The 18,126-nt window shown below is 62.1% G+C and carries 16 protein-coding genes; 9 read left to right on the plus strand and 7 right to left on the minus strand.

From position 1 onward, the window contains the following. Positions 1 to 24 precede the first annotated feature (24 nt). The 5 genes from pdxH to dinG all read right to left on the minus strand — a co-directional run bounded on the left by pdxH (position 25) and on the right by dinG (position 7,778). Positions 25 to 672 carry a pyridoxamine 5'-phosphate oxidase gene (pdxH, locus tag Q8X51_RS02385; protein WP_027604436.1) on the minus strand — a complete coding sequence of 216 codons (648 nt, stop codon included), beginning with the start codon at positions 670 to 672 and terminating at the stop codon, positions 25 to 27. 27 nt (positions 673 to 699) lie between these two features. After that, on the minus strand, positions 700 to 1,866 hold the full coding sequence (locus Q8X51_RS02390) for an OmpA family protein (RefSeq protein ID WP_407693273.1): 1,167 nt from the start codon (positions 1,864 to 1,866) through the stop codon (positions 700 to 702). Positions 1,867 to 2,009: 143 nt separating this feature from the next. Continuing rightward, on the minus strand, positions 2,010 to 3,155 hold the full coding sequence (locus Q8X51_RS02395; RefSeq protein WP_065926429.1) for a serine hydrolase domain-containing protein: 1,146 nt from the start codon (positions 3,153 to 3,155) through the stop codon (positions 2,010 to 2,012). An 82-nt stretch (positions 3,156 to 3,237) separates the two neighbouring features. Further along, positions 3,238 to 5,535, minus strand: coding sequence for a beta-galactosidase (locus Q8X51_RS02400; protein WP_407693272.1), 2,298 nt, complete (start codon positions 5,533 to 5,535; stop codon positions 3,238 to 3,240). A 98-nt stretch (positions 5,536 to 5,633) separates the two neighbouring features. Beyond that, positions 5,634 to 7,778 carry an ATP-dependent DNA helicase DinG gene (gene dinG / locus Q8X51_RS02405; RefSeq protein ID WP_027604440.1) on the minus strand — a complete coding sequence of 715 codons (2,145 nt, stop codon included), beginning with the start codon at positions 7,776 to 7,778 and terminating at the stop codon, positions 5,634 to 5,636. Positions 7,779 to 7,877: 99 nt separating this feature from the next. Here dinG and Q8X51_RS02410 point away from each other — a divergent pair, with 99 nt between their 5' ends. Next, positions 7,878 to 8,342 carry a CopD family protein gene (locus Q8X51_RS02410; RefSeq protein WP_065926431.1) on the plus strand — a complete coding sequence of 155 codons (465 nt, stop codon included), beginning with the start codon at positions 7,878 to 7,880 and terminating at the stop codon, positions 8,340 to 8,342. A gap of 45 nt (positions 8,343 to 8,387) precedes the next feature. On the opposite strand, the gene Q8X51_RS02415 is transcribed toward Q8X51_RS02410, so the two are convergent. Further along, the gene (locus tag Q8X51_RS02415) at positions 8,388 to 9,146 is read right to left on the minus strand and encodes a collagen-like protein (RefSeq protein WP_407693271.1); all 759 of its coding nucleotides are present in this window, start codon (positions 9,144 to 9,146) and stop codon (positions 8,388 to 8,390) included. 155 nt (positions 9,147 to 9,301) lie between these two features. After that, positions 9,302 to 9,997 carry an OmpA family protein gene (locus tag Q8X51_RS02420; RefSeq protein ID WP_027604443.1) on the minus strand — a complete coding sequence of 232 codons (696 nt, stop codon included), beginning with the start codon at positions 9,995 to 9,997 and terminating at the stop codon, positions 9,302 to 9,304. A 191-nt stretch (positions 9,998 to 10,188) separates the two neighbouring features. Between Q8X51_RS02420 and Q8X51_RS02425 the strand changes: the two genes are divergently transcribed. The 8 genes from Q8X51_RS02425 (at position 10,189) to Q8X51_RS02460 (ending at position 18,051) form a co-directional block, all read left to right on the plus strand. After that, a complete protein-coding gene (locus tag Q8X51_RS02425) occupies positions 10,189 to 10,686 on the plus strand; it encodes a DUF6231 family protein (RefSeq protein WP_065926433.1) in 498 nt (165 codons plus the stop codon). 4 nt (positions 10,687 to 10,690) lie between these two features. Next, positions 10,691 to 11,161, plus strand: coding sequence for a YchJ family protein (locus Q8X51_RS02430; RefSeq protein WP_065926434.1), 471 nt, complete (start codon positions 10,691 to 10,693; stop codon positions 11,159 to 11,161). 19 nt (positions 11,162 to 11,180) lie between these two features. Beyond that, entirely contained in the window at positions 11,181 to 11,663 is a 483-nt protein-coding gene (locus tag Q8X51_RS02435; RefSeq protein WP_065926435.1) for an LEA type 2 family protein, read from the plus strand. Further along, positions 11,660 to 11,860, plus strand: a complete 201-nt coding sequence (locus tag Q8X51_RS02440) for an SEC-C metal-binding domain-containing protein (protein ID WP_003189235.1) — start codon at positions 11,660 to 11,662, stop codon at positions 11,858 to 11,860. Before Q8X51_RS02435 ends, Q8X51_RS02440 begins: the two co-directional genes overlap by 4 nt. A 171-nt stretch (positions 11,861 to 12,031) precedes the next feature. Beyond that, positions 12,032 to 12,676 carry a glutathione S-transferase N-terminal domain-containing protein gene (locus Q8X51_RS02445; RefSeq protein WP_315871495.1) on the plus strand — a complete coding sequence of 215 codons (645 nt, stop codon included), beginning with the start codon at positions 12,032 to 12,034 and terminating at the stop codon, positions 12,674 to 12,676. 142 nt (positions 12,677 to 12,818) lie between these two features. Further along, entirely contained in the window at positions 12,819 to 15,260 is a 2,442-nt protein-coding gene (locus Q8X51_RS02450; RefSeq protein ID WP_074844275.1) for a penicillin acylase family protein, read from the plus strand. A 155-nt stretch (positions 15,261 to 15,415) separates the two neighbouring features. Continuing rightward, entirely contained in the window at positions 15,416 to 16,420 is a 1,005-nt protein-coding gene (locus tag Q8X51_RS02455; RefSeq protein WP_407693270.1) for a ligase-associated DNA damage response exonuclease, read from the plus strand. Then, positions 16,417 to 18,051 carry an ATP-dependent DNA ligase gene (locus tag Q8X51_RS02460; RefSeq protein ID WP_407693269.1) on the plus strand — a complete coding sequence of 545 codons (1,635 nt, stop codon included), beginning with the start codon at positions 16,417 to 16,419 and terminating at the stop codon, positions 18,049 to 18,051. The genes Q8X51_RS02455 and Q8X51_RS02460 overlap by 4 nt, the downstream gene beginning before the upstream one ends. The last annotated feature ends 75 nt before the right edge of the window (positions 18,052 to 18,126 follow it).

Consider the following 18,126-nt stretch of genomic DNA (forward strand, 5'->3'; position numbering starts at 1 on the left):
CAGTGGGGTGACGAAAGGTGCCGCTCAGGGCGCCAGGCGCTCGCGGGTCCATTCGGTCCCTTGCAGGCGGTAGTTCAGGCGGTCATGCAGGCGGCTGGCGCGGCCTTGCCAGAACTCGATGCGCTCCGGCAGCAGGCGATAGCCACCCCAATGCTCGGGGCAGTCGGGCTGGGTATCGCTGAAACGCTGTTCGGTGGCCTTGAGCAGGTCCTGCAGTTCTTCACGGTCACGAATGACCTGGCTCTGCGGGGAAGCCCAGGCGCCTAAACGACTGCCCAGGGGGCGGACCTGATAATAAGCGTCGGACTCCTCAGGGGTGACCTTGACCACCCTTCCTTCAATACGCACCTGGCGCTCCAGGGTCGGCCAGAAGAACGTCATGGCCGCAAACGGCCGCGCCGCGAGCTGTTCGCCCTTGGCGCTCTGATAGTTGGTGAAGAAGGTAAAGCCCTGCGCATCCAGGCCCTTGAGCAGCAGGATGCGGCAGTGCGGGCGACCGTCCTGGTCGACCGTAGCCAGGGTCATGGCATTGGCTTCCACCGGTGGCTGCTCGGTTTTCACCGCATCGGCAAACCACTGGTGGAACAACGCAAACGGCTCGTTCGGGGCTTGGGCCTCGCTCAAACCGTCCCGTGTGTAGTCACGGCGCATATCGGCCAGTGCCTGGGTCATGCGGCTTTATCCTTGTGGTTCAGCGGATCAGTTTTTCGCCTGGTCATTCGCAGCCGGTGCAGCAGCCTTGGCTTTGGCCGGGGCCGGTTTCTTCGCAGCGGGCTTGGCCGGGGCTTTTTTAGCCGCTGGCTTGGCAGCAACCTTTTTAGCTGCGGGTGCCTTTTTAGCCGGTGCCTTGGCGGCCGGGGCCGGGGCTGGAACGTTCTGCACCGCAACCATTTCGGCTACAGGCGGGGTCTTGCCCGATTGATACTTGCTCAACAGCGCCAGCATGGTCGTGCGCTGGGTGAACATGATTTCCATGCGGCGGTTCAGCGCGCGGCCCTGGGTGCTGTCGTTGGCGGCACGTGGCATCAGGTCACCCATGCCACGCAGCATCAGGCGGTCCTGTTTCAGGCCGCTGAGGCTGAAGATCGAGGCGATGGACTGCGCACGCTCCTTGGTCAACGCCTGGCTGGCAGGCGCGGTACCGGTGGCATCCACGTGACCCAGCACCAGCACGGCGGTTTTTGGATCGGCTTCCACCGCCTTGGCGACGCGAGTGAACGGCCCCAGGGTAACCGGCAGCAGCATCGCCGGGCGTTTCGGGTTGTAGGAGCCGTCTACCGGAGCAATCACCACGAGTACGTTATCGCGACGTTCCAGCTGCAGGTTGCTGTCCTTGATGGCGGCGCGCAGGCGCGGCTCATAGTCGTCCAACCAGGCCTGGGTGATTTTCGGGTCAGGCATCGGCACATTGGTCACGTCGACCTTGGCCAATGGCTTGGGTTTGCTTTCGAACGGCCACCACCAGTGAGTTTCGCTGTCGGTCTTGGCGACGGCAGGCGCGGCGTCTGGAGCCGGGGTCGCGGCCTTGAGGTCGGCTTTCAGGTCAGCCTTGGCATCAGCGGCCTTCTCGTCGGCGCTCTTGGAGGAGAACGGCCACCAGCTGGAACCGGTGTCAGCCTTGGCGGCCGGCGCTGGCGCGGAGGCGACAGGCGCAGCAGCAGCAGCGGCTACAGGTGCGGCAGGCTTGGCGCCGGCAGCGGGCTTGGCGTCCGGCTTGGCGTCGGTTTGGGTCACTGCGTCCTTGGTCGTGGCCTTATCCGATCCAAATGACCACCAATGCCCACCCTCGGCATCATTTTGTGGAGTTTGTGCGCAACCGGTAATAGTGAGGCAAAGCGCCAGTGCCAAGGACTTGTTCGATAACATGAGATATCCACAAAATGAGAAAAGAAACGGGGGTCTCGATGACCCGTTAAACAGACGCTTACAGAACATTAAAGTTACATCATTTCGTTCAGCGCCTTCTTATAGTTGCCTTTGTAACAAAAAAATGTGAAACAGCAAGGGGTTTACAGACAACCGGCCAATATTCCGACCAACTTCTGTGCCCGTGGGTCCATAAGTACATAAGGCCCCAATGTATTAGTCACGAAACCAAACGCTACATCATGCTCAGGATCGGCAAAACCCACCGAGCCGCCGGCGCCTGGATGCCCGAACGCACGGGCGCCAAGGCCAAATGTAGCATTGGGCAACTGTGGTTGATCCAACATGCAGCCCAGCCCGAAGCGGGTTTGTGTCAATAATGTTTTATCCGGCCCGATACTGTGTTCACGGGTCAATTCTTCGAGCATGTCGGCTTCCAACAAACTACCGTCCAACAAACCACTATAAAAACCCGCCAGACTACGCGCATTACCGTGACCATTTGCCGCCGGCTGCTGCATGCGTCGCCATTCAGGTTTATTAGTACTGGTGAGAATAGACGGCGGGTTGGCAAATGCCCGCGTCGTCATGGCGGTGGGCTCGCGCATCATTACTTGCAGTAAACGCTGCGCGGCTTCATCGCCCATATTGCCTTTGCTGCGCGCTATATGTGCAACACGATAAAACTCTTCGTCGGCCAGGCCCACGTGGAAGTCCAGCCCCAGCGGCCGTGCCACCCGCGCCACAATGGACTCACCCGGCCCACGCCCATCGGCGCGGCGCAGCAATTCGCCGACCAGCCAGCCGTAGGTGATCGCCTCGTAGCCATGGCCCTGGCCCGGCGTCCACCACGGGGCTTCGGCTGCCAGGGTGTCGACCATCAATTGCCAGTCGTACAAGGCTTCGGTGGGCAGCATCTCGCGGATTGCCGGCAACCCGGCCTGATGGCAGAGCAATTGGCGCAGCGTAATGTTTTCCTTGCCGGCAGCAGCGAACTCAGGCCAGTACCTGGCCACTGGCGCGTCCAATTGCAACTTGCCCTCGGCCACCAGTTGCAGGGCCGTGACAGCGGTGAAGGTCTTGGTGCAGGAAAACAGGTTGACGAGGGTGTCGCTGTGCCAGGCCTCGGTACCGTCCTTGTCGGCGGTACCGGCCCACAGGTCAACGACGGTTTCGCCGCCGACCTGGATGCAGAGCCCGGCGCCACGCTCCTGCGGGTCATCGAACAACGCGGCGAACGCTTCACGCACCGCTTCGAACTGGAGCTCGTAATGACCCTGAACCTGCACCTAAGCCCCCTAGGAAAACACCGTAAAAAGTGGCCGACATTGTTCCAGCCATTGTGGGATTTGTGAACCCGTCAACAATGAATCAATGACCATTTCCCGAATGCCCACCGGCGTGTCCGGCGCCCTGCCCCGGGCCTTTGCCCTCGCGCCCAGGCTTGCTGCCTTCGCTTTCACGCGCGGTGCTGGCGGCCTTGGCCTTTTCCGCTTCCTTGCCCAGTTGATCCACCGCCGCCAGGTTGCTTCTACGCACACTGTCGACAAACCCCTGGAACGGTACGTCAGTGATGCCCACCAGGCCGAAGTGGCCGTTTTCACCGTCCAGCAAACGGCCGGTCACCGGCTGGTCCAGGTACTGGAACCAGTGCACGCCGACAATGGAAGGCTCGGCCATGGCTTGCTTGAGGAAGTTGGCATATGCCACGCCACGCTCTTCTTCCCTGGCCAACTGGGTCACGCCGCCCCAGAACGGGCCACGGTCCGCAGAGCCGAAGTTGAATTCAGTGATCAACACCGGTTTGTCCAGGGCGCGCAGCGCGGCAAAGTCATAGCCGTCCTGGGGTTTGAGCGTGTACATGTTGAAGCTCAGCACATCGCAATACTGCGCGCACGACGCCACGGCTTCAGGCGTACTCACCGCATAACGCCCGCCCAGCAGCAGTTGGTTGGGTGCGTGCCATTTCAGCGAGTCGGAGATGGTCTTGAAGTAGGCATCGGCGAAGGTCTTCTGGAAGTATTTGAAGTCAGCTTCGATTTCCGGGTGCTCAGGGTTGGGCATCGGCGGTTCGAAGCCCGGGTCTTCCATCAGCTCCCACCCCGCCAACTCGATGCCCCAGGCTTTCGACAGGCCTTGCTCGTTGCGATACTTGTCACGCAATTGCTTGAGGAACGTGCGCTTGGCCGGTACGTCGGTGGTCATGCGCAAGGTGCCGTAGGCCAGGGCGTAGCGGGATTTCAGATCATCGCCGGGGCCGGCCCAGGCCAGTTCGTTATCGGCAAAGAAGCCGATCAGCCAGGGGTCGTCGCGGTGGTCGCGGGCGGCAATGGCCACCGCGCGCTCGGTCGCCATGGCGAAACGCGGATCGAACGGATCGGGCATGCCGCCCCACCAGTCGGTGCCGGTGCTGATACTGGCGTAGTCGCCGACGATCGACAGCGGCAAGGTGTACGGCACACGATCGGCAGTGGCCAACGCGCCGTCGCTCCAGTTGCCGACGGTATTGAAACCCCAGGCTTGCAGGCGATCAAGGGTATGGGTCACCCAGCGTTTCTGGTCAAATCCTTCGCCGCCATAAGTACGCTGCAGGTTGGCGCCGTAGAAATCGTACCAACGCCCGGCAGCAAAGCCACGACCTTCACCCGCACCATTGCCGGTGCGGTTATCGCCGCTGCCGTAGTACTTGTCGAAGGGTTCGCCGGCCTTTGGCAGCGCCGCGAACATCCACTCGCGACTGGCCACGTAGGTCTGGCTGTTGTCCGGGGCCACGGTATTGACGCCCAGGGAATAGAACGGATGGCCTTCCGGAGTCACCAGGTACCAGCGACCGTCACGCTTTTCGGTGCGGAAAAAGCCACTGGCCTTGAACGCCGGCCCTTTGTTCCAGCCGCCGAACGTGTCCAATGCGGATTTATCACGCGCGGCCAGCCAGCCCTGCAGTTGGGTTTGCTCCTTTGCCGCGGCCGCCTTGAGCTGTTCGTCGCCGCTGATCTTTTCCGGCCAGCGCGCGCGGGTGGACTGGCCATAAGCATCCACCAGTTCGCTGTAGGCCGCCTTCAGCACCGGCTCGCTGTCCTGCACACCAAAGCGTTCCAGCAGGATGCTTTGCGCGGCGCTGGGCTTGATCATCGACAGGGTCACCGAGACCACCTGGCTACGGTCGATCTCGCCGGCACTGCTGGCCAGCAACACACGCTGGCCATCCACGGTGATCGGCATCGGCGGGCCGGCCTTCATGCCCTGGCTCAACGGCGAGTTGGCTTGCAGCGGGACCAGCAAGGTCTGGGCGGGGCCGGCCGGCAGGTCGATGCGGCTGACCAGGGTCTTGCCATCGCTGCTCTGCACCTTGACGTAGAGGGTCAGCGCCCAGTCCATGGCACTCTGGATACGCAGGCTCATGGCGCCGGACTGCGACCAATCCCAGGCACCGGCCTGTGGGCTGAGCACCAGGCTCGGCTCGGCGGCCGGGTTGAAGGTGATGCGACGCAACACCTCGCCTTCGGGGGTTTGCTCGGCGTTGTATTGCGGCAGGCTGGCGTCCTGGGTCGCCACCTTGACCACATCGGCAGGCCGGACGAAGTTGAACAATGTCTGTTGCCCCGCGGGCGCGGCCATCAAGGGCGCAGTGAACAGCAGGGCAAAAAGGGCGGGCAGCGTGCGAATCATACGAACAAGGTTCTCCCAAACGGCCGGTAAATAGCCTGATGACATAAATCGATAGCAGTGAGATAGACCACGAAGTGGGCGAATTCGCCCACGATGGCTTAAGAAATTTCGCGCCGGAAGGGCGGCAACGCATTCAGGATCGCCTTGCCGTAGCGCTGGGTCACCAGGCGGCGGTCGAGCAAGGTGATGGTGCCCCGGTCTTCCTCGGTACGCAGCAAGCGACCGCAGGCCTGCACCAGCTTCAAGGAAGCATCCGGCACCGAGATCTCCATGAACGGGTTACCGCCCCGCGCTTCGATCCATTCGGCCAATGCGGCCTCGACCGGATCATCCGGCACCGAGAACGGGATCTTGGCGATCACCACGTGTTCGCAGTAGGCGCCGGGCAAGTCCACGCCTTCGGCGAAACTCGCCAGGCCGAACAGCACGCTGGAATCCCCGCCATCGACCCGCGCCTTGTGCTTGTTCAGGGTTTCCTGCTTGGACAGGTTGCCCTGGATAAACACCTGCTTGCGCCAGTCGCGGTCAAGGCCGTCGAACACGTCCTGCATTTGTTTGCGCGACGAGAACAACACCAGGGTGCCGCGCGAACCTTCCACCAGGGAGGGCAGGTCGCGGATGATCGCAGCGGTGTGCGCCGGCGCATCCCGTGGATCGGCCTTGAGGTCGGGCACCCGCAGCACACCAGCGTCGGCATGATGGAACGGGCTTGGCACCACCGCAGTGACGGCCTTTTTCGGCAAGCCCGCGCGCATGCGGAAGCGGTCGAAGGTGCCCAGGGCGGTCAGCGTGGCGGAGGTCACCAGGCAGCCGTACGCCACGTTCCACAGGTTGCGCCGTAGCATCTCGGCGGCGAGGATCGGGCTGGCGTTGACCTCGATATCAAACAACGCACCGCTTTCCGACAGGGTCAGCCAGCGGGCCATGGGCGGGTTGTCTTCGGGGTCTTCGACGGTAAAGGCCGTCCACAGCTCCCAGTTGCCCTGGGAACGGGACAACAGACTGCCGAACAGCGGATACCATTCCTCGGCCTGGTTGCTGGCGATGCCGATGTTGACCTCACCGTCCATGCCTTCCTTGAGCAAGTCAGTCAGGCGGGTGAACAGGTCGGTAAGACGGGAAAAGCCTTTCTTCAGCTCGATGCCCATTTCGCGCATATGCTCGGGGATCATCCCACCGACAAAACGATGGCGCGGGCGCTCACGGCCTTCCACATCTTCGCCGGGCTTGAAGTCGGCCACCTGTTCGCAGGCGCTGAACATGAACTGTTGCTGGGTCTTGATCTCCCGCGCCAGCTCCGGCACCTGTTCGATCAGCTTGCCCAAATCGCCGGGCAGCGGGTGCTGGGCGAGCAATTTGGTGAGATTCTTCGCGGTGGTTTCCAGCCAATCGGCGGTGGAGCGCAGGCGCGTGTAGTGGGCGAAGTGGCCGATAGCCTTGTCGGGCAGGTGATGGCCTTCGTCGAACACGTAAAGGGTGTCACGCGGGTCCGGCAACACGGCACCGCCGCCCAGGGCCAGGTCGGCCAGGACCATATCGTGGTTGGTAACGATCACGTCGACCTTGCCCATGCCTTCGCGGGCCTTGTAGAAGGCGCACTGGCCAAAGTTGGGGCAATGGCGGTTGGTGCACTGGCTGTGGTCGGTGGTCAGGCGTGCCCAGTCGGCATCTTCGAGGGCGGTGGGCCAGCTGTCGCGGTCGCCGTCCCATTTATTGCCGGCCAGTTTCTCGATCATGCTGGTAAACAGCTTCTGGCTGACCTCATCCACTTCGATCTTGAAGCCTTCTTCCTCGAACAGCGACGCCGTGGCGGTTTGCGCGTGGCCTTCCTGCAGCAGCACGTCGAGCTTGGACAGGCACATGTAGCGGCCACGGCCCTTGGCCAGGGCGAAGGTGAAGTTCAGGCCGCTGTTGCGCATCAGGTCGGGCAGGTCTTTGTAGACGATCTGCTCCTGCAGGGCGACAGTGGCAGTGGCGATCACCAGGCGCTTGCCGGCGGCCTTCGCGGTCGGGATCGCAGCCAGGCTATAGGCCACGGTCTTGCCGGTACCGGTGCCGGCTTCGACGGCCACGACGGCGGGCTCACCTTCGCGGCGGCCTTCGTCATCGGTGTCGATATCCCCGAGGACCTTGGCCACTTCGGCGATCATCAGGCGTTGGCCGTAGCGCGGTTTCAAGCTCTTGGCTTCGAGAAAACGCGTGTAGGCGCCCTGGATCGTGGTTTTGAGTTCAGTGCTGATCATGGATAGTCGGGCGCAAAAAACGCTGGATAAATTTTCAGTGGTTCGGATCGGCAGCTATCATACCCCGCTAATTAATCCCGCGCAGAACGGAGTACCACAATGACCGCGTTTAGCCTCGTTTACACCCTGCATGTATTGGCCGCCCTGATCTGGGTCGGCGGCATGTTTTTCGCCTGGATGATCCTGCGCCCCGCCGCTATGGCGGCCCTTGAGGGCCCTGCCCGACTCAAGCTGTGGGCCAATGTGTTTCAACGTTTTTTCGTGTGGGTATGGGTGGCAGTGCTGGTTTTGCCGATCAGCGGCGTCGGCCTGCTGCACCTACGGTTCAGCGGGTTTGAAAGCGCACCGCGCTATGTGCAGGTGATGATGGGTTTGTATCTGGTGATGACGGCGTTGTTTATCCGCATCCAGGCGCTGAAGTTTCCGCAGCTGAAGGCGGCGGTGACGGCTGAGGATTGGCCGGCGGGTGCGGCTGCACTGGGGCAGATTCGCAAGCTGGTGGGGATCAACCTGATCGTGGGGTTGGTGGTGGTGGCGATTGCATCGGCTCGGCCGATGTTTTGAGTACAGCCACAAGCTGCAAGCTGCAAGCTTGCAGCTCTTTAGAACTTAGAGCCGCTGAATAGTCACGGTACCCGCAGGCCCAGCTGGCCCCGGCTGCCCTTCCAACCCTGGGCGGCCCTTCTCGCCACCATCGGCGCGGTACACCAGGCAGCCTTTGGACTCCCCGCCCTTGCCCGGCTTGCCGGCCGTACCGGCCAAACCGCCAGCACCGCCATCCACCCAGACCTTGATGTATTCCGCCGGGAAGTCCTTCGGCAATTCCACGCGAACCTGTGCACCCGCCCCACCCGGCAGGCCATCGCCGCCGTTATCGCCATTGAAACCGCGCCCCGCCGAGCCCCAGGTACACCCAGGATCCACGCCATTGGCGCCATCCAGCCCGGCATACCCTTGGGCACCGGCGCCGCCACGGGCATCCACCGAGAGTTCTTCAGCCGTCAGCGCGTTGATGCGCAAGGTCAGGTCACGCCCGGCCTTGGCCGGTTTTTCATGGGTACCGGGGGCACCGCGCGAGGTGATCTGGCTGCCATGCTCAAGGTGCGCATGCCGCACCTGCAATTGCAGCGCGGTATTGCCAGGAACAATCGCGATGCGTGCGTCGCGGCCCAGGTGCAGTTCATCCACCGTGACCTGGCTGATGGTGGCCGGAATCAGCAACGTGCCGTAGTCCGCCACGTCCAGGCGCTCCAGTTGCAACACACTGGTGCTGGAGGGAAGGCGCATCAATGAGTTCGTTTCGACACTGACGCTCTGGGCCAGGGCAACGGGGCTGACCAACAGGGCCAACAGAAAAACCTTACGCATCATGGGGCTCCTGAGTGTTTTCAAATTTTTCTTTGGACGCACAGTAACGACTTCTACAGGCGATTTGCCAGTGAAGGTTCAAAAAACTTGAGAGGGAGCGGTTCAAGCGAGGGTGGCCGGCAATGCCCCTGTGGATCCCACAGGGGCAAGGGCTGTCAGCGGTTGATCTGGATTTCCGTACGGCGGTTCAGGGCGCGGCCTTCAGCGGTCTTGTTGTCGGCGACCGGATGGCTTTCGCCCGCCCCGGTGACAGACACAAAGGCACTGCGGGGCACCCCGGCGCCGATCAGGTAATCGGTGACCGAATGGGCACGTTTTTCCGAGAGTTTCTGGTTGTAGGCGTCTTTACCGACGCTGTCGGTGTGACCACTGACCCGTAGCTGGGCGCTCGGGGCTTCCTGTTTCAGGCGCGTGGCAATGGTGTCGAGTTTGGTTTTATCCGCTGCCGTCAACTTGGCCGAGTCGAACTGGAAGTGCACATCGCGGATCACGATGGTTTCTTCCTTGACCACGACCACCTCCTCGACCACCGCCGCTGGCGGCGCCGGAGGGCAACCATTGGCGTCGACCTGCACACCTTTCGGGGTGCCCGGGCACTTGTCGCGGCTGTCCGGCACGCCATCGCCATCTTCGTCGCCATCGCCGTGCACCCAGCAATAGGCGCCGGCCATACCGCCGACCAGCAACGCGCCATAGCCTGCGTAGGCCGAGCTTTCAGTCGCACCGATCGCCGCACCGGTCACACCGCCAACAGCGGCACAGGTAGGCCAATCGGTTTTTTGCAAGCCTGCGCAACCTGTCAATACTCCGGTTAGCAGAACCAAGGGTAGAGCTGTCCGCATGATGCTCATCTGACTTTCTCCTGAGGGGATCGGCGGGGGCCGATGGGTGGAGTAAAGACCGCTCTTTTCAACTGCGCCACTACGCCAAGCCCCCGTATTCATTGGGGATCGCCGCCCACGTAGGACTTTTCGCAGCCACCCGCTCTAGGCCCGCACGCTCAGCCGCGCTAGTCTCTATGGTCCTGATGTGAGGATCTCTGATGACCGCTGGTATTTCTGCCCGTACTCCCCAGCAAGCGCTGGCCGCCTTGCTCGATCTGCACCAGCCCAAACGCCTGTTGCTGTTGGGTGCCAGCCAGTTCCCGGCGCTGGACGCCTTTAAGGACGCGCACCCTGACACCCAGGTGTTCTGCGCCGCGCCAGGGCCATTGCCGCAAGCGCTGGCGGCCCAGCGTTTTGACCTGGCGCTGGTGGTCGATTGCCTCGAGTACCTGCCAAAACCCCAAGGCCTGACCTTGCTCGGCGGCATCCGCAACCTCAACGCCAGCCGCATTGCGGTGCTGGTGGACCTGGGCGCCTGCGGCTGGAAGGAAACCGATTTTTTCTCCCTGGCCCTCCAGGCCGGCGAGCGTTTCCAGCGCGACGAGCAGGTGCTGACGCTGTTTACCTACGATCTGCTTGACTATAAACAGGTGCCGGACTGGCTCAACGCCCGTTTCTGGGCCAACCCGGAAAACTTCGGAAAGTATTGGTGGTAACCCGATGAGTACATCCATTTGCCCCTGCGGCAGTGGCAACCTGCTGGATGCCTGCTGCGGTCATTATCACGCCGGGCACCCGGCCCCCTGCGCCAGCGCCCTGATGCGTTCACGCTACAGCGCCTATGTGCTGGGCCTGGTGGATTATCTGGTCGCAACCACGTTGCCCGCGCAACAGGCCGGCCTGGACCGTGAGGCCATCGCCGCCTGGAGCGCCCAGAGCACCTGGCTCGGCCTGGAAGTTGAAAGTTCCGAGGTGTTCGGCGGCCAGCCGGAACACGCCTTCGTGACCTTCACCGCACGCTGGCATGACAGCACTGGCGAACATAGCCACCGCGAGCAGTCTTCTTTCGTACAGAATGAAGGGCGCTGGTACTTCATCGACCCCACGGTGGAAGTGAAAACCGGACGCAACGATGCGTGCCTTTGCGGCAGTGGGCAAAAATTCAAGAAGTGTTGTTCCAGCTATCTCTAACCACCACAGGACTCACGCCATGCTTCGGATCTGCAGCTTGATGCTGGCGTTAACCTTCGGCATGACCGGTTGCGCCTCCTGGTTCGAAGACGATTCGCCCCCGCCGCACGTTTCCCTGGTGAAAGTCGAAGTGGTGCGGGCCAAGCTGCTGGAGCAGAAATTCAAGCTGTACTTTCGCGTGGATAACCGCGACGACTCGGACCTGACCGTGCGTGGGCTGATCTACAAGGTCACCCTGGATGATTTTGTGCTCACCGAAGGCGAGTCCAATGAATGGCTGACGGTACCGCCCAAGGGCCATGCATTTTTCAAGGTGTCGGTGCGCACCAACCTCTGGCCGCAGATCCGCGATGTGGTGCAGATGCTGAAAAAACCCGACCAGCCTGTGCCGTATCGTCTGGAGGGTGAACTGAAAACCGGATTATTCATCGGTTATGACGTGCAGGTGAACCACAATGGCGAGATAATCCCCGGCGATTTTATTCCGGAGCGACATCGATGACTCAGCAACCCCATGTCCATGGTCCTGACTGCAACCACGATCACGATCACCATGATCACGACCACGGCCATGTCCACGGCCCGAACTGCGGCCACGCTCACCAGGAGCCGGTGCGCAATGCATTGAAGGACGTTGGTCGCAACGATCCTTGCCCGTGCGGCAGTGAGAAAAAATTCAAGAAGTGCCACGGGGCGTAAATCGCTCTGAAGGCCCCTGTGTGAGGGAGTTCGCTCCCTTCCACAGCTGCATCGCATTCCAAATCGAAAGCGTCTAAGGGTAGGCGCAAATGTTTGATTGAATTTTCCCCCTCCCACCTTTACCTATACCTACAGGCATTCGCTCAAGCATCACCACTTTTGGAGAGCTTCATGATCGACCTGTATTACTGGACCACCCCCAACGGTCACAAAGTATCGCTGTTCCTGGAAGAAGCCGGCCTGCCCTACAAAGTGCACCCGATCAACATTGGCCAGGGCGACCAGTTCAAGCCAGACTTCCTGAAGATTGCCCCCAACAACCGCATCCCGGCCATCGTCGATCAGAACCCGAGCGACGGCGGCGCGCCGATTTCGCTGTTTGAATCCGGCGCGATCCTACTGTACCTCGCGGAAAAAACCGGCCAGTTCATTCCAAAAAACCTGCGCAGTCGCCAGGAAGCGCTGCAATGGTTGTTCTGGCAAATGGGCGGTCTCGGGCCGATGGCGGGTCAGAACCATCATTTCAGCCAGTTCGCACCGGAGAAAATCCCCTACGCGATCAAGCGCTACGTAGATGAAACCGCCCGTCTATACGGTGTGCTGGACCGACGTCTGGCGGACCGTGCGTTCGTGGCGGGTGAGGACTACAGCATTGCCGATATGGCGATCTATCCGTGGATCGTTTCCCACAAGTGGCAGAGCCAGAGCCTGGAGGATTTCCCACACGTTCAGCGCTGGTTCAATAGCATCAAGGAACGGCCAGCGACGGTTCGGGCGTATGAATTAGTCCAAAAGGTCAATCCGCCTAAATCCTGACCTGAAGTCGTACGCGGTCAACAGGTGAGAGGGGCGATGCGACTCAAGATCTAACGGTTTACCCAAACTCCTGCTTGCGTCGTTTCACCGCGCTCACTAACGTAGCGCCTTTACTGACGCTACCCCCCGCAGGAGCTTTGCCATGGCCTCGCCAGCCCTCTCACATTTTCTTCCCCGGTTCGGCGTTGCCGCGGCAGTGGCCAGTGCATTAAGCCTGGCCGGTTGCCAGCTCCAGAGCACCCAGGACACCCTGCCGCCAGTGGCCGGCGTGCAGCCGATCAAGGGCCTCGCACAGAATGTTTCGATACGCCGCAACGCCCAAGGCATGCCGCTGATCGAAAGCAATACCTTCCACGACGCACTGTTCAGCCTGGGTTATGTGCACGCCAGTGACCGCATCACCCAGATGGTCACCCTGCGCCTGCTGGCCCAGGGCCGCCTGGCTGAAATGTCCGGCCCTGAGGTGCTGGATGTGGACCGCTTCATGCGCGCGGTCAACCTGAAGAAAAGCGCCGGCGAGCTGTATAACGCCTCGTCGCCGCGCCTCAAGCGCTTCTTTGAAGTGTATGCCCGCGGCGTCAACGCCTACCTGTTCCGCTACCGCGATAAGCTGCCGCCGGACCTGGCCCAGACCGGCTACAAGCCGGAATACTGGAAGCCGGAAGATTCGGCGCTGCTGTTCTGCCTGCTGAATTTCAGCGAGTCGGCCAACCTGCAGGAAGAGCTGGCTTCGCTGCTGCTGGCGCAAAAGGTCGGCGTGGACAAACTCGCCTGGCTGACGCCAAGCGCACCGGATGAGCCGATCCCCCTGGCCGAAGCCGAGAAACTCAAGGGCGTGAACCTCAGCCAGATCACCGGCCTGGCCGGGCTGGACACGGTCAGCCAGCAATTGAGCAGCCTCAACTCGCTGGCGGTTACCACGTCGAGCAACTGGGCCATCGGCCCGCAACGCAGTCGCAGCGGCAAGAGCCTGCTGGCAGGCGACCTCGCCGCCCAGCCGCAAGCACCGTCGCCGTGGAACTACGTGCAGATTCGCGCACCGAAATACCAGGCCGTCGGCGCCTCGATTGCCGGCCTGCCGACCCTGTTGTCCGGTTTCAACGGCAACGTGGCGTGGAGCATGAGCACGGTCAAGGGCGATACCCAGGACCTGTTCCTGGAAAAGGTCAAACGCCAGGGCAGCGCGCTGTACTACGAGAACAACGGAAAATGGCTGCCGGCAGCGGTGCGTAATGAAACCTTCTTCGTCAAGGGTCAACGCTCGATTCGCGAAGTGGTGTACGAAACCCGCCACGGCGCCCTGCTCAACAGCAGCCAGGCCCTGACCAGCGGTTTTGGCCTGGCCCTGCAAACCGCCGACTTCAAGGATGACAAGAGCCTCGACGCGTTCTTCGACCTGTCCCGCGCGCAAAACGCCGGCAAGGCCTCGGACGCAACCCGGAACATTCGCGCCATTGCCTTGAACATGGTCTTCGCCGACGCCGGCAGCATTGGCTGGCAGGTCACCGGCCGCTTCCCCAACCGCCGCGAAGGCGAAGGCCTGCTGCCCTCGCCCGGCTGGGATACGCGCTTTGACTGGGACGGTTACGCCGACGCGATGCTGCACCCCTATGACCAGGACCCGGCCCAAGGCTGGATCGGCACCGCCAACCAACGCACCGCGCCGCGCGGCTACGGCATGCAGTTGTCCAATTCCTGGGATGCGCCGGAGCGCAGCGAGCGCCTGGCGCAACTGGCCAATGCGGGCAAGCACGACAGCCGCAGCATGATCGCCATGCAATACGACCAGACCACCACCTTTGCCGCCAAGCTCAAGACCATGTTCCAGGCGCCGGGTATGGCCCAGCCATTGAAGCAGGCGATTGATGCGTTGCCGGCGGCCGACCAGGCCAAGGCACGGGAAGCACTGACGCGCCTGATGGCCTTCGACGGCCGCCTGGTGTCGACGTCCGCCGACGCGGCGCTCTACGAACTGTTTCTGCAGGAAAGCACCCGGCAGATATTCCTCGACGAACTGGGGCCGGAAAACAGCGCCAGTTGGAAAGCCTTTGTCAGCAACGCCAACCTGTCCTATGCCGCCCAGGCCGACCACCTGCTGGGCCGCGAAGACAGCCCGTTCTGGGACGACGTGCGCACCGCGCAGAAAGAAGACAAACCCGCCATCCTCGCCCGCAGCCTGGCCGCCGCGATCAGCGCTGGCGAGAGCCAACTGGGTGCTGACCACAAGACCTGGCAGTGGGGCAAGCTGCACAGCACCACCTGGAAAAACACCAGTGGCCAAGTGATTCGCGGCCCACTGGCGTCCGGTGGCGACCACAACACCTTGAACCCGGCACCGTACAGCTGGGGCCAGGACTTCAACACCACCCAGGTGCCGGCGCTGCGCATGATCGTCGACTTCGGCCAGGTGGAGCCGATGATGGGCCAGGGTGGCATCGGCCAATCCGGCAACCCGGCAAGCCCGAACTACGCCAACGGCATCGACCCGTCGCTCAAGGCGCAATACCTGAGCTTCCCGATGCAGCCGCAGAACTTCGAGAAGGTATATGGGAAGGCCAGGTTGACCCTGACCCCAGGCAAGTGACCTGACTTCCACCTGGTAAAACCGGATCCAAATGTGGGAGGGGCGGTGCGACGATTCGACTTGCCCCCTCCCACATTTGGCCCACATGCATTCAGATAGAACTTCTGCGCTCGCCCCCGCCTCATACCTGATAAGCCCATCGCCCCGGTCAGCCCATGGACCTTGTCATCGCCCGGCCCGAAGGCCTCTACTGCCCCGCCGGAGATTTCTACATCGATCCTTGGCGCCCAGTGGAACGCTCCGTCATCACCCACGCCCACGGCGACCACGCCCGCACGGGCAATCAACACTACCTGGCTGCCGCCCCTGGCGAAGGCATCCTGCGCTCGCGCCTGGGCCAGGACATCAACCTGCAAACCCTGGCCTATGGCGAAAAACTCGTCCACCACGGCGTGACCCTGAGTTTTCACCCGGCCGGGCATGTACTCGGCTCGGCCCAGGTGCGCCTCGAGTACCAGGGCGAAGTCTGGGTGGCGTCCGGCGATTACAAAGTGGAACCGGACGGCACCTGCGCGCCTTTCGAACCGGTGCGTTGCCATACCTTTATCACCGAATCCACCTTCGGCCTGCCGATCTACCGCTGGCAGCCCCAGGCGCAGATCTTCGCCGGGATCAACGACTGGTGGCAGGCCAATATCGCCGCCGGCAAAGCCAGCGTGTTGTTCTGTTATTCCTTCGGCAAAGCCCAGCGCATCCTGCATGGCATCGACGCCAGCATCGGGCCGATCCTCAGCCATGGCGCGGTCGAGCCGCTGAACCGGGTTTATCGCGAGGCCGGCATTTATATCCCCGAAACCCTCTACGCCGGCGATTTCAAAAAGACCGACCCATTGCTGCGCCAGGCCCTGATCATCGCGCCGCCTTCCACCGGTGGCAGCAGTTGGATCAAGCGCTTCGGCGACTACAGCGATGCCTTCGCCAGCGGCTGGATGCGCCTGCGCGGTACGCGGCGGCGACGCGGAGTGGACCGGGGCTTTGTGCTGTCGGATCATGCGGACTGGCCCGGGCTGCTGTGGGCGATCGAACAAACCAGCGCCGAACGGGTGATGGTCACCCACGGCTCCGTCGGCGTATTGGTACGCCACCTGCGGGAAAAAGGCCTGGATGCCCAGGGCTTCACCACCGAATACGGTGATGACGAAGAGGAGGCCACGGCATGAAAGCCTTCGCCGAGCTGTACGCCAACCTCGACGCCACCACCTCCAGCAATGCCAAGCTCGCGGCCCTGCAAGCCTACTTCCTGCAAGCGCCGCCTGAAGACGCTGCGTGGGCGGTGTATTTCCTGTCCGGCGGACGACCGCGGCAATTGGTACCGACGCGTCTGCTGCGGGACATGGCCACTGAAGCATCCGGCATCGAGCCGTGGCTGTTCGAAGAGAGCTACCAATCAGTAGGCGACCTGGCCGAGACGATTTCCCTGCTCCTGCCGGAATCCACCTACACCTCCGAGGACGGTCTCGCCGTATGGCTGGAAGAAAAACTCCTGCCGCTGCGTGGCCTGTCGCCCCTGGACCTGGCCGAACGGTTACCGGCGTTATGGGCGCAACTGGACCAGCCGAGTCTGATGGTGTGCATCAAGTTGATCACCGGCAGCTTTCGCGTCGGCGTATCCAAACTGCTGGTCACCCGCGCCCTCGCCGCCATGGCCGACCTCGACAGCAAGCGCGTTGCACAGCGGCTGGTGGGCTACACCGATCTGTCCAACCGTCCGACAGCCGAGGGATACCTCAAGCTGATCGCTGCCGAATCATCCGACGAGCATGCGCAACGGGGCGGACAGCCTTATCCGTTTTTTCTCGCCCACGGGCTGGCGCAACCGGTGGAGCAATTCGACGCCTTGCTCGGTTCCCCCGCCAACTGGCAGGTGGAATGGAAGTGGGACGGCATTCGCGCGCAGTTGGTCAAGCGCGAAGGCCGCCTGTGGATCTGGTCGCGGGGCGAAGAGCTGGTGACAGAACGCTTCCCCGAACTGCACAGCCTGGTCAGTGGTTTGCCCGATGGCACGGTGATCGATGGCGAGATCGTGGTGTGGAAGGACTCGGTACAACCCTTTGCCCTTTTGCAGCAGCGCATTGGTCGCAAGACCCTGAGCAAAAAAGTGCTCGACGATGCCCCGGTTGCGCTCCTCGCCTACGACCTGCTGGAACATCAGGGCGACGACTGGCGCAACCACCCCCAGGCCGAACGTCGCGCCCAACTGGAACAGGTGATTGCCCAGTGCAACCACCCCTTGTTGCAGCCCTCACCCCTGCTGACGGGCGCCACATGGCAGGACCTGGCACAGCAACGCGAAGCCTCCCGCAGCCTCGGCGTGGAGGGCATGATGATCAAGGCTCGCGACGGCCTGTACGGCGTGGGCCGCACCAAGGACATGGGCCTGTGGTGGAAGTGGAAAGTCGACCCCTTCAGTGTCGATGCGGTGTTGATCTACGCCCAACGCGGCCATGGCCGGCGCGCCAGCCTCTACAGCGACTACACCTTTGCCGTATGGGATGGCCCGCCCGGCAGTGAACGCACGCTGGTGCCCTTCGCCAAGGCCTATTCAGGGCTGACCGACGAAGAAATGCGCAAGGTCGACGCCATCGTGCGCAAGACCACCGTGGAGAAGTTCGGCCCGGTCAGCAGCGTGACGCCCAGCATGGTGTTCGAGCTGGGGTTTGAAGGCATTGCCCTGTCCAAGCGGCACAAGAGCGGGATTGCGGTGCGCTTTCCGCGGATGTTGCGTTGGCGCCAGGACAAGGCGGTGGATGAGGCGGATAACCTTGCCACCCTGCAGGACTTACTGGCCTGACCCAGAACACCGCCCCTCCACAATGGATCTCCAAATGTTCCGAAATAGTGCGTTCGATTTTCAATGCCCATTTTC

The organism is Pseudomonas sp. Yb2C2, from assembly GCF_052112325.1.
Classification (GTDB): domain Bacteria; phylum Pseudomonadota; class Gammaproteobacteria; order Pseudomonadales; family Pseudomonadaceae; genus Aquipseudomonas; species Aquipseudomonas marginalis.

What these genes read in the sequence shown, in the direction of transcription:
- pdxH (WP_027604436.1), bottom strand. Translation starts at nt 672, where the DNA reads ATGACCCAGGCACTGGCCGATATGCGCCGTGACTACACACGGGACGGT.
- Q8X51_RS02420 (WP_027604443.1), bottom strand. Translation starts at nt 9,997, where the DNA reads ATGAGCATCATGCGGACAGCTCTACCCTTGGTTCTGCTAACCGGAGTA.
- Q8X51_RS02425 (WP_065926433.1), top strand. Translation starts at nt 10,189, where the DNA reads ATGACCGCTGGTATTTCTGCCCGTACTCCCCAGCAAGCGCTGGCCGCC.
- Q8X51_RS02435 (WP_065926435.1), top strand. Translation starts at nt 11,181, where the DNA reads ATGCTTCGGATCTGCAGCTTGATGCTGGCGTTAACCTTCGGCATGACC.
- Q8X51_RS02450 (WP_074844275.1), top strand. Translation starts at nt 12,819, where the DNA reads ATGGCCTCGCCAGCCCTCTCACATTTTCTTCCCCGGTTCGGCGTTGCC.
- Q8X51_RS02460 (WP_407693269.1), top strand. Translation starts at nt 16,417, where the DNA reads ATGAAAGCCTTCGCCGAGCTGTACGCCAACCTCGACGCCACCACCTCC.
- Q8X51_RS02430 (WP_065926434.1), top strand. Translation starts at nt 10,691, where the DNA reads ATGAGTACATCCATTTGCCCCTGCGGCAGTGGCAACCTGCTGGATGCC.
- dinG (WP_027604440.1), bottom strand. Translation starts at nt 7,778, where the DNA reads ATGATCAGCACTGAACTCAAAACCACGATCCAGGGCGCCTACACGCGT.
- Q8X51_RS02415 (WP_407693271.1), bottom strand. Translation starts at nt 9,146, where the DNA reads ATGCGTAAGGTTTTTCTGTTGGCCCTGTTGGTCAGCCCCGTTGCCCTG.
- Q8X51_RS02400 (WP_407693272.1), bottom strand. Translation starts at nt 5,535, where the DNA reads ATGATTCGCACGCTGCCCGCCCTTTTTGCCCTGCTGTTCACTGCGCCC.
- Q8X51_RS02455 (WP_407693270.1), top strand. Translation starts at nt 15,416, where the DNA reads ATGGACCTTGTCATCGCCCGGCCCGAAGGCCTCTACTGCCCCGCCGGA.
- Q8X51_RS02445 (WP_315871495.1), top strand. Translation starts at nt 12,032, where the DNA reads ATGATCGACCTGTATTACTGGACCACCCCCAACGGTCACAAAGTATCG.
- Q8X51_RS02410 (WP_065926431.1), top strand. Translation starts at nt 7,878, where the DNA reads ATGACCGCGTTTAGCCTCGTTTACACCCTGCATGTATTGGCCGCCCTG.
- Q8X51_RS02390 (WP_407693273.1), bottom strand. Translation starts at nt 1,866, where the DNA reads ATGTTATCGAACAAGTCCTTGGCACTGGCGCTTTGCCTCACTATTACC.
- Q8X51_RS02440 (WP_003189235.1), top strand. Translation starts at nt 11,660, where the DNA reads ATGACTCAGCAACCCCATGTCCATGGTCCTGACTGCAACCACGATCAC.